Source organism: uncultured Caulobacter sp. (genome assembly GCF_937900395.1).
Taxonomy (GTDB): domain Bacteria; phylum Pseudomonadota; class Alphaproteobacteria; order Caulobacterales; family Caulobacteraceae; genus Caulobacter.
Window position 1 is genome coordinate 1 of sequence record NZ_CALCDX010000165.1, and the last position, 4,290, is coordinate 4,290.

Sequence of the window (4,290 nt, forward strand, 5' to 3'; positions counted from 1 at the left end):
GTTAGCCCCCTCCGGCCCTCTGGGCCACCTCCCCCGCATCGCGGGGGAGGATCTGAGATCAGTTCCCCCCCACCGTCGTCACCACCCGCGCGCTATTGGTCAGCAGCTGGTGGATCGGGCAGCGGTCGGCGATTTCGAACAGGCGCTCCAGCTGCTCGTCGGTCAGGTCGCCCTCGATGGTGATCACGCGCTCGAAGCGCTCGTGCGGGGTCTGGTCCTTGTCGAAGTGCGAGAAGACCTCGACGTGCATGTGGCTGATGGTCCAGCCCTTGCGGTTGGCGTAGAGCCGCAGGGTCATGCTGGTGCAGGCCGCCAGGCCCGCGGCGACCAGCTCGTGCGGATCGGGGCCAAGGTCCAGGCCGCCTTGGGCCACCGCGATGTCGGCGACGATGGTCGAAGGCCCCGCCGTCACGAAGGTCTGCAAGCCGCCATGGCCGCTGTCGGTGGCGGTGGCGAACGGGCGGGTGCGGAGGTCTTCGGTCATGGCTTTCCTCGGAAAGGGGCGCGGGTTGTCGCTTCCTAGCACTCCGCTCAGAGGCGCGCTTGGACGATCGGCGTCAGCTGGAAATCCGGCTCGTGGTCCGGCCCCAGCGTGATCGAGGCGATCGGAATCACCGGCCGCTCGCTAGCCAGGGCGATCTCGAACCGCGCCAGCAGGGACGCCAGGATGATCTGCGCCTCGGCCAGGGCGAAGCCGGCGCCGATGCAGACGCGCGGCCCCGCCCCGAACGGCAGGAAGGCGTCGATCCCCCAGGGGTGCGCTTGATCCAGGAAACGTTCGGGCCGGAAGGCGGTCGGTTCGTCCCATAGCTTGCGGTGTCGGTGGATCAGCCAGGGGCTGATGGAGACCGATCCGCCGGCGGGGATCGGGTGGCCCAGCACCGTCTCGTCGGCCAGGGCCTGGCGGCCGATCAGGGGCGCGGCGGGATAGAGCCGCAGGGTCTCGAACAGCACCGACCGCAGCAGCGGCCAAGCTTTGAGGTCGTCCAGGCCTTGAACCTGTTCGGCGGGGAAGGCCGCGATCTCGGCGCGGACGCGGGCCTGGGTGGCGGGATCGCGCGCCAGCAGATAGGTCGCCCAGAACAGCAGGCGAGAGGTGGTCTCGAACCCCGCCGCCAGCATCGAGCTGCACTGGTCCCGGACTTCGTGGTCGGGCAGGGCGGCGCCGTCCTCGTCCCGCGCGGCCAGCAGGCGATCCAGAAGGTCGCCGGTCCGGTCGCTGGGCGAGGGGGCGGCCTTGCGCTCGGCGATCAGCGCATCGACCTCGCTGAGCCACTGGCCGCCCAGACGGCGGCGGGCGCCATCTGCGAACGTCAGGTCATCGACGCCTCGGGCGACGAAGTCGAGCACGCTGAAATGCGCTGGCCCGTCCGTATAGCGCCGGGCGATCCTCGCCAGCACCGCGCCCTCACGGTCGGCGCGGCGCGAGAACAGGGCGCGCAAGACCGCGTCCAGGGTCGCGTGATGGAAGGCCTCGGACAGGTTGGCGCGGTCTTGCCCCGCCAGACGATCGGCCAGGCTTGTCCCCGCCGCGATGAAGTGGGGGAGGAGGCCGCCGATCGCCGCCGGGGTGAAGACGGGCGCCAGGCTCTTGCGCTGGCGTCGCCAGGTCTCGCCCTCGGTCAGCAGCAGGCCTTCGCCGACCAGGGCCTTCAGCGGACGTCCCAGTTTCACGGGACGCCGGAAATTCGGCGAGGACAGCACCTGCCGCACGCCGACGGGATCGCTGACCACCAGGCCGGGCTGGCCCATGAAACGATAGGGGGTGACGAGATTGTCGAAGTCGGCCTCGGCCCAGGCGCCGATCAGGTTGCGGCTCATCGCCCAGGCGATGCGAAGATCGCCGAACGGCGGCTCGCCCAGCGGGCGAGGATGGACCTTGGGAGCGGGAGGGATCAGCGGCCCAGGACGAGCCTTGGTGTCGCGGACTTTGGCGTCGAGGACTGATGCGTCCATGGAACGGCCTTCCGGAGAGCGGGGCGCCTAGACGGTCCCCTCCGGAAACACAGCCTAGCGTCGCCTACAAGGTGACGCAATAATTCATCATTCGGTGAATTAGGCCGCCGCCTGTTGCTGACCCGAGACGTCGAAGGCGCGTTGAGAGCCGCGCCACACTTCCACGAAGTCGCAGCGGCGGTGCATGTCCAGCAGCTCGAAGGCGCGGACGCGGGCGGCGTGATCGTCAGCGCAGGGCGTGACGTCGAAACGGGGAACCGAGCCGTCGGACTCGACACAGAAGAAGGTGAACACCTGCATGGGAACTGTGCGCTCTCATCAGGCGGGACCGCGCATATTCGATGGCGGGGGCCGCGGTGGGCGCGGATCGACTTCGCGAACCGCTACAAAACAACATAGGACTCTATGTCGCGATTCACCAGATCAAGAGAGTCCTGAATCGAGACTCACCTGTTGATCAAGGCTGTGGATAAAACCCGGCGGATTCGGGGCGGTTCCCCGACGGAATCTCGCCTCTTTCCCTCGGAGGATTCCGACACTAGGTTCGCACCCTTTCATTCACGGCGACGTTTGAGAGTCCATGGCCGCCCATTATCTCGATTTCGAGCGCCCGATCGCCGACCTGGAAAGCAAGATCGAAGAGCTGTCGAAGCTCTCCGAGACGGCGGGTCCGGGCGCGTTCGATCTCGAAATCCAGGCCCTGCGTGACCGGGCCCAGGAACTCCGCAAGGAGGCCTACGCCAACCTCGACGCCTGGCAGAAGACCATGGTCGCGCGGCACCCGCAGCGGCCGCACCTGCGCGATTATGTCGCGGGCCTGATCGACGAGTTCGTCGAGCTGCGCGGCGACCGCAAGTTCGCCGACGATCAGGCCATCGTCGGGGGCCTTGGCCGGTTCCGCGGCCAACCGGTCGTGGTCATGGGCCACGAGAAGGGCCACGACACCACCACGCGCCTGAAGCACAACTTCGGCATGGCCCGCCCCGAGGGCTACCGCAAGGCCGTCCGTCTGATGGACATGGCCGAGCGCTTCAGCCTGCCCGTCATCACCTTCGTCGATACCGCCGGCGCCTATCCCGGCCTGGGCGCCGAAGAGCGCGGCCAGGCCGAGGCCATCGCCCGCTCGACCGAGCGCTGCCTGACCCTGGGCACCCCGATGGTCGCCACAATCGTGGGCGAGGGCGGCAGCGGCGGGGCCATCGCCCTGGCCGGCGCCAACCGCGTGCTGATCCTGGAGCACTCGATCTATTCGGTGATCTCGCCGGAAGGCGCGGCCTCGATCCTGTGGCGCGACGGCGCCCGGGCCAAGGACGCGGCGACCAACATGCGCATCACCGCCCAGGACCTGATCAAGCTGGGCATCGTCGACCGCATCGTCGACGAGCCGGCCGGCGGCGCCCACTCGAACCAGGACGCGGCGATCCAGGCGGTCGGCGACGCGGTCGAGGAAGAGCTGAAGGCCATGGCGCACATGAGCGCCGAGCAGCTGCGCAAGCAGCGCTCCGACCGCTTCTATGCGATCGGGCGCGCGGGCCTGCAGTAGTGCGCGGGCCGCCCGACACTCGTGATCCTCTTCTCGGGGGAGAGATCGGAAGGGGGCGGCAATCCAATCAAGACTGGTTCGGCGCGGGCCTTGAAGGCGGCCTGGCCGATGCGGGTTGGTTGATGCTGCCCGTAGCCGTCGTGACCGGCCTTGGCGCCTTGATCTTCTCGGCGTGGCGGCGATTGGTCAGCGGCCGTCGCTGACGCCAACGTCTGGAACCGCCAGGGCGTCTCGGGGCATTAGACGGATGGCGGCGAAGCGCCCCGTCCTGCTGGAGCCTCCAATGATCCGTCTCTTCGCTGCTGCGACCCTGCTGCTGCTGGCTCCGGCCGCTCATGCCGAGCCCAAATACTCGGCCACTTACGACCGCTGCCTGGCCTCGCCCGAGGGCCAGAGCACGATCGGCATGATCCGGTGCGCCGGCGCCGAGCTGAAGTTGCAGGACGCGCGCCTGAACCGCGCCTACCAGGACGCGATGAAGCGCCTGGACCTGCCGCGCCAGAAGGCGGCTCTCAAGAAGGCCCAACGGGCCTGGATCGCCTATCGCGACGCCGACTGCGCCAGCGTCTACGACCCCGACTGGGGCAGCCTGGCCCGCATCGAGGCCAACGCCTGCATGCTGGACCACACCGCCCGTCGGGCCGACGCTCTGGAGGGCTATCGGCGGCTGCGGTAGATGCTCCCCCGCGATGCGGGGGAGCTGTCGCGGAGCGACTGAGGGGGCAAATGCGGCGCTCGCCCAGCTCGCCCCCTCCGGCCCTCTGGGCCACCTCCCCCGCATCGCGGGGGAG

At 68.9% G+C, this 4,290-nt stretch carries 5 protein-coding genes; 2 read left to right on the plus strand and 3 right to left on the minus strand.

Features of this window, described 5'->3' with window-relative positions; translation table 11 throughout:
- Nucleotides 1–58: 58 nt before the first annotated feature.
- The 3 genes from Q0379_RS14735 to Q0379_RS14745 all read right to left on the minus strand — a co-directional run bounded on the left by Q0379_RS14735 (nucleotide 59) and on the right by Q0379_RS14745 (nucleotide 2,256).
- Nucleotides 59–484: an OsmC family protein gene (locus Q0379_RS14735; RefSeq protein WP_299010257.1), complete on the minus strand. Its 426-nt coding sequence runs from the start codon at nucleotides 482–484 to the stop codon at nucleotides 59–61.
- A 47-nt stretch (nucleotides 485–531) separates the two neighbouring features.
- A complete protein-coding gene (locus tag Q0379_RS14740; RefSeq protein ID WP_299010261.1) occupies nucleotides 532–1,956 on the minus strand; it encodes a cytochrome P450 in 1,425 nt (474 codons plus the stop codon).
- A 99-nt stretch (nucleotides 1,957–2,055) separates the two neighbouring features.
- On the minus strand, nucleotides 2,056–2,256 hold the full coding sequence (locus Q0379_RS14745; RefSeq protein WP_299010264.1) for a hypothetical protein: 201 nt from the start codon (nucleotides 2,254–2,256) through the stop codon (nucleotides 2,056–2,058).
- Nucleotides 2,257–2,536: 280 nt separating this feature from the next.
- Between Q0379_RS14745 and Q0379_RS14750 the strand changes: the two genes are divergently transcribed.
- Nucleotides 2,537–3,499: an acetyl-CoA carboxylase carboxyltransferase subunit alpha gene (locus Q0379_RS14750; protein ID WP_066682057.1), complete on the plus strand. Its 963-nt coding sequence runs from the start codon at nucleotides 2,537–2,539 to the stop codon at nucleotides 3,497–3,499.
- A 283-nt stretch (nucleotides 3,500–3,782) separates the two neighbouring features.
- The gene (locus tag Q0379_RS14755) at nucleotides 3,783–4,175 is read left to right on the plus strand and encodes a lysozyme inhibitor LprI family protein (RefSeq protein WP_299010267.1); all 393 of its coding nucleotides are present in this window, start codon (nucleotides 3,783–3,785) and stop codon (nucleotides 4,173–4,175) included.
- The last annotated feature ends 115 nt before the right edge of the window (nucleotides 4,176–4,290 follow it).

Coding starts and splice junctions, on each gene's coding strand:
- Q0379_RS14735 (WP_299010257.1), bottom strand. CDS start 484: ATGACCGAAGACCTCCGCACCCGCCCGTTCGCCACCGCCACCGACAGC.
- Q0379_RS14740 (WP_299010261.1), bottom strand. CDS start 1,956: ATGGACGCATCAGTCCTCGACGCCAAAGTCCGCGACACCAAGGCTCGT.
- Q0379_RS14745 (WP_299010264.1), bottom strand. CDS start 2,256: ATGCAGGTGTTCACCTTCTTCTGTGTCGAGTCCGACGGCTCGGTTCCC.
- Q0379_RS14750 (WP_066682057.1), top strand. CDS start 2,537: ATGGCCGCCCATTATCTCGATTTCGAGCGCCCGATCGCCGACCTGGAA.
- Q0379_RS14755 (WP_299010267.1), top strand. CDS start 3,783: ATGATCCGTCTCTTCGCTGCTGCGACCCTGCTGCTGCTGGCTCCGGCC.